This window comes from Hydrogenophaga sp. A37 (assembly GCF_002001205.1).
Classification (GTDB): Bacteria; Pseudomonadota; Gammaproteobacteria; order Burkholderiales; family Burkholderiaceae_C; genus Hydrogenophaga.
In genome coordinates this window covers 1-5,109 of record NZ_MUNZ01000070.1, presented here as the reverse complement: position 1 = coordinate 5,109, position 5,109 = coordinate 1, and the positions used below count along the sequence as shown (strand labels likewise).

At 55.7% G+C, this 5,109-nt stretch carries 8 protein-coding genes; 7 read left to right on the top strand and 1 reads right to left on the bottom strand.

Annotation, left to right across the window (positions count from 1 at the left end):
* Positions 1–206: 206 nt before the first annotated feature.
* The 7 genes from B0E41_RS05080 (at position 207) to B0E41_RS05060 (ending at position 4,384) form a co-directional block, all read left to right on the top strand.
* The gene (locus B0E41_RS05080) at positions 207–542 is read left to right on the top strand and encodes an SMI1/KNR4 family protein (RefSeq protein WP_077329607.1); all 336 of its coding nucleotides are present in this window, start codon (positions 207–209) and stop codon (positions 540–542) included.
* Between the two features lie 356 nt (positions 543–898).
* Positions 899–1,336 (top strand): hypothetical protein, encoded by a 438-nt coding sequence (locus tag B0E41_RS26460; protein ID WP_143433676.1) that lies wholly within the window; start codon positions 899–901, stop codon positions 1,334–1,336.
* Between the two features lie 73 nt (positions 1,337–1,409).
* Positions 1,410–1,670, top strand: coding sequence for a hypothetical protein (locus B0E41_RS26455; protein WP_143433675.1), 261 nt, complete (start codon positions 1,410–1,412; stop codon positions 1,668–1,670).
* Between the two features lie 455 nt (positions 1,671–2,125).
* Positions 2,126–2,425: a hypothetical protein gene (locus B0E41_RS05070; RefSeq protein WP_143433674.1), complete on the top strand. Its 300-nt coding sequence runs from the start codon at positions 2,126–2,128 to the stop codon at positions 2,423–2,425.
* 95 nt (positions 2,426–2,520) lie between these two features.
* Positions 2,521–2,931: a hypothetical protein gene (locus B0E41_RS26450; protein ID WP_143433673.1), complete on the top strand. Its 411-nt coding sequence runs from the start codon at positions 2,521–2,523 to the stop codon at positions 2,929–2,931.
* Positions 2,932–3,090: 159 nt separating this feature from the next.
* A complete protein-coding gene (locus B0E41_RS05065) occupies positions 3,091–3,486 on the top strand; it encodes a type II secretion system protein GspG (protein WP_171984671.1) in 396 nt (131 codons plus the stop codon).
* Between the two features lie 361 nt (positions 3,487–3,847).
* Positions 3,848–4,384 (top strand): SMI1/KNR4 family protein, encoded by a 537-nt coding sequence (locus tag B0E41_RS05060; RefSeq protein WP_077329599.1) that lies wholly within the window; start codon positions 3,848–3,850, stop codon positions 4,382–4,384.
* Between the two features lie 238 nt (positions 4,385–4,622).
* Here B0E41_RS05060 and B0E41_RS05055 read toward each other — a convergent pair whose 3' ends face one another.
* On the bottom strand, positions 4,623–4,958 hold the full coding sequence (locus B0E41_RS05055; protein ID WP_290440837.1) for a VOC family protein: 336 nt from the start codon (positions 4,956–4,958) through the stop codon (positions 4,623–4,625).
* Positions 4,959–5,109: the final 151 nt, after the last annotated feature.

Genomic DNA, 5,109 nt, shown 5'->3' with positions numbered 1-5,109 from the left:
GGGAAGACTGGATCAATGTCCTGCCAACAGGTGCCGACGACGCCGGCGTTTAACCCCTATCCCCGATCAGTTCAGGTGGGGGAGTTTGAGGTGGCCATAGACGGGGGAATTTGACTGGCCATCAGGGCAGAGCTGTCCAATGACAAGTCTGACACCAATCGAGCACGTGGCAGACTAGTGCATTCGGCCACAAGGAGTCGTTTCCGATGACCATTCAACTGCCGTCCGTCTACCGCGACTTCATCAATGCGAATGGACTATTTGAGGGCTTTGCCGTCGCAGCCGGTGAGGAACACTACGTCGTACTTTGGGGTGATGATGAAGTGGCTTCTGCCAACGCCGAGATTGAAATCCCCGTCTATGCTCCTGGCTTCGTGGCATTTGCTGGGAATGGTGGCGGAGAGGTCTTTGCCTTTGACGACACCGGCGCCGTGGTCATGCTTCCGATGATTGGGATGGCGCCAGAAGCTGCGATCCACGTAGCGAGCGACTTCCCTGAATTTGCGCGAGGTTTTCGGCACGATAGTGCGTCCGGTAAGTGACCGCTTCGGAGTGAGGCGCACAGCAGCTTTGGCCCGCTGCGGTCATTCCCCCAGTCTCCCCAAACCGTCCTTCAACCGTACAACTGCTCATTGCTGAAGCTATAGTGCAAGTACCGTATGCGCTTACGCAACTGGTCCTAGATCCGCAAGGACTGCAGCACAGTGGTGCGGGGTTTCACAGGATTTTTATAGCGGGACATATATCCAGCATGTTGGGCGTCAAGCTAGGCTGCAAGCCCACTGTTAGGGGAGCCTCATGACCAACTTATGGAGCAGCGTCCAACTTATAGAGCAGGTTTTGCTCTGGACATTACGTTAGGCGTCACAACCCAATTTCTCATTTCGCGGAGGCAAGAATGACAAAGAAACTCTCCCTTTGTGTCGCCGTCACAATCGCTCTGTGTTCAACGGTCGCTCGGGCTCAAACTACTTTTGATTGGTCGCTTTTAGAAGGCAAGTGGGCGGAAAGCTCAGAAAACAAGTATGGGTGCCGCGCAGACAACGTTCACCAGCAGTTCGAGGTTTCAGCTGACCGCAAGACGCTGGTTCTCAAGAACGACCGGAGATGGCGTATGGACAACGGGCAGGAGATCGAAAGGTACTCAGCAACAATCATCAGCCATGCTCCGAACGTTCTTGTCATCAAGTACGGCCTGGAGCTAAAAGACATCCCGGATGAATACCGTGAGTGGGAAATGCGATTCATCGGCCCCGGCACATATCGGTGGCGAGCGAGCGCCTGGCCTGCAGGTCGCTACAACAACGTCATTGGTGTGAAGTGCGCGGCCAAGTGACGCCTCCTTCCATCGAGAGGGACGTCCAAGGGCTGTCGCCCTCGGCCGCCCCTCATGTCAAACGTTAAACCTCATGCCAGCTATCACCACGATCGTCGCTGCAGGCAACACCATGGCTCCATCGTTGGCCGAAGTCCGCGCATTGGGCTATGAGGTGAGCCGTGGCACTGATTGCGGCGGTGCCTATGTAGCTGAAGGTCTGAACTGTCGATTAGTCGCAGACGATCCACTCGCGTTGTTAGGGTTGGTCAAGCTATTCGAACTTCGCGGCAGAAACTGGCAGCCAACGGACGATGAAGTCTCGGCATTTCTGGTTTTGGAGGACGAAGCATGACGTTTAACAAATCGGCCCAGCACGGACGGCCTACGGCCTCCGCTGGCCTTAATCGTTAAACATCACAATGCGCTCTGGTCAGGCTTATCCCGTTTTAGCCCGCTCACTTGAAGAGTGGCGGGCGCGGCCTCTCAGTGTTCTGGCTGCACTCATCGGAGCGCCAGTAGAGGTTGGTGAGTTGCAAGTTGATGGTGAGCTGGTCCATCTTGAGACCTCAGTGAAGTGGGCCGACGATAAGCACAGCGCCTTCTTCGTTGAGGCCGTGGCCTACGGACCTGCCAGTTGGCAGACTGAGAGCGTTACGGAGAGGCTTCGCATCGAAGCGAAGCCTCACGGGGGGCATGATGTTTAACAGGTTGATCGATTGGACCGCCAACGGCGGCCAGTGCACCTGCCATCCATTGGTAGTGGTAACGCCGTCTGCGTCCAATCATCGCCAACGTTAGACCTCGCTCATGAATCGCCGATTGCCTGCCTCGATCAATCAGTGGCATGTTGAGTTCGATCCGTATGGTTTTACCAATAAAGTGGACTGGCTGAAGCAGGCAGAAAGAACGGAAGACATTCTTCAGCTTGCTCATGTCTACTCGGATGGTCCAATCATTGATGTGGGCTTCTACGCCCACGTGTTTCGCGCATGCGTGATTCAGAATGGAGATTGGGATGATCCGATTGAGTCTTTTGAGTCGGAATCCGAGGACGACATTGAAAACTGGATATATACGGCATTGGATCGATATGCCAACGGTTTCTGACTTTCAAGCAAAGTCTAACCTTTCATTGCATCGGACCTGCGCCAGCTGCGCTGGCGGGTCCGCTGAATTCAAATGTTAGGCAAAGGTCCCACACCATGAAACTGTCACTTGCGTTCATTGTTGCCTTGCTTGTCTCGTTAGATGCATTTGCCACTCGCAATCTAGTGTTGAATCCTTCGGAAGTGTCCTATAAGTACGAGGGCGGCCACACTCTCACCATAAAGACAACGCAAGATGGGACAAAACTTGCTCTCGTTGAGATCTCCATTGGACGCGAAGTAGTTTCTGTTCCTCAAAAGGAACTGGAGTCTGTTGATAGGCCGGTGTTAAATAACGTCAGTGTTTCCGGCGGGGCAGCGGGAAGTGACCAAATCGCAGTCCCGAGGGGCGTCACCATCGGATACGGTGCGTATCAGTGCTACAGCGGTAAATGTCCAAAGGAAATAATTTTTTTCTTTGAAGATGGGAAGTATCTTAAATCGATGAAACTGACCAACAAAAACTAGTAAAAAAACCAGCAGCGCAGCCTCAACGTTGAAATGCAATACACCGATGCAAAAATCGCCTAACCCTACAGTCAAGCGGACCGACACAAGCTGCGTTTGTGGTTCCCTCCGCGCTTCGCGCTCCGGCGTTCGCTTACTTCCACGTTGGGGCTCACACAAGTGAAGTGGCAGACCTGCTCCATCCTCGCGGTGCTATTCGGCGGCTGCCACGTTGACGTGATTCCCGATCGCGACCTAACCTATTCAGCCATTGGTGAAACGTTTTTTCGTATTCACCTCTATGCTAAGGCTAACGGTACTCTCCCGCCATCATTAAACCTACTTCCCGAACGGTCGGGATACACAAATCAGATCACGGATGCCTGGCACAGGCCGCTTGCGTATGACATTGACGCCGATGGCATTTTGACAATCCGCAGCTTAGGACAGGATGGTGCCGTTGGCGGTAGCGGAGATGATGGAGACATAGTTGTGAAGTATCGTGGGCGCGATGGAACTGGCAAGGTGATCGCAGGCCAAGAGTTGTGGGTAGTGGACGGCGAGATAAAGCAGTGAGCCCCAACAAACGGTTCCACGCGACGGTCCGCGCCCTGCGGGCTCTCCCTCGCGTGAACCGCGTTGTTGAACGTCCGCTCTAACCTACGGGCAGGGGCTGCTGATGGCCGGGGCTGCCAGTTTGCGGTCAAGCCTGGCAGCGGTCATTGGTCACATACACCGTATCGAAGGACCGGTGTCGACGACGATGACCATCGCGAGCCGACCCTGAGCGGCCTTTCTTGTATTTCCCTCAAAGTGGTCTGCCAGCCCTTCGACAAGAGCCGTTTTGAGATGCCGTTCGACTCCGTTTAGCGTCCGCGCTTTTGTGTATTCTGTGATTTGCCGTTTGAATCAAGGTTTGGCAAAGGAGAGTGTTGGAATGGTCAAGGTCTTTGCCGGTTTCGACATGGCTGGCTTCTGGGAGCCGTCCGAGTACGCGCTCAAGGAGTACATCGGTGCGCCGCTGACCGACGAGGCCGTGGCGGCAGTCGAGCGGAAGTTGGGATACAAGCTGCCCACGTCCTACGTCGAGTTCATGCGGTTTCAGAACGGTGGCATACCCTGCCGGACGAACCACCGAGCCAAAGAGCGAACCTCGTGGTCACACGATCACATTGCCATCACCGGTCTTTACTCCATCGGCGGAGACAAGCCTTGTTCCCTTCTTGGCGAGTTCGGTAGCCCGTTCTGGACAGAAGAGTGGGGCTATCCGCCTATCGGTGTCTACTTCGCCGACTGCCCCTCGGCAGGGCACGACATGGTCTGCCTGGACTACCGGGCGTGCGGGCCGACAGGCGAACCGCAGGTGGTCCACATCGACCAGGAGTGGGACTACAAGATCGTGGTCTTGGCCGCGAGCTTCGAGGCGTTCATCCATGGCTTGGAGGACGACGGCGCCTTTGACGAAGACGCCTGACCGAGGTGCTACATCACTCGGCGAAGGTATGCGGTCCTTCATCAAAGACTCGTCTCTCAGCGCGCTCCCGCCGTTGCTGAGCCTGGTCGTTGAACGACTGCTCCAACGAGTGCGCAAAAGGCCGCTCCTGGCCGGGAATACCACTTCGCGGCCGCTCCAGGAAGCCGACACTCGCTGTAGAGCCGGACCGAACGACCGCTTCCTCAGGTGACCGCCGACGCAAGTCGACCCGAAGCGGTCAGTCGCGAAACTTGCGGCTTGAAACGCTGATGGAGTTCCCGTCAGGATCTTTTGTGTTGGCGAATGCGTAGCCGTTTGCTTGATGGACGGCCCCAAAGGCAAGGCCTGCTGCCTTGGCGACCTCGACGAACTGTTGGACATCCGTCACTGCAAATGACAACTTGATGGCGGCGGAGCCAAGCCTGAGACTTTTAGCGGCTTGATGAATCAGTATCTCGGCACCGCCCGCAGCCGGGAGAAGTTCGATAAGTCCCTCACGGACTTCGCCGCTCGTCTCGTAGCCAAAGTTTTCGCTGTAAAACCGGGCGGTGCGATGCATGTCCTTCGCATAGATGATTACGGTGCTGAGCGCGATGGTCGTAAGCGTCCGGCCATCCCACCCTTGAGGTCGGCGGCATAAGTGGCAACGATGGTGTCCACCAAACGAGATAGGTGGACACCATGACCGAAGCCAAGAACAAGACCCGTCGGCGCCACAGCGCCGA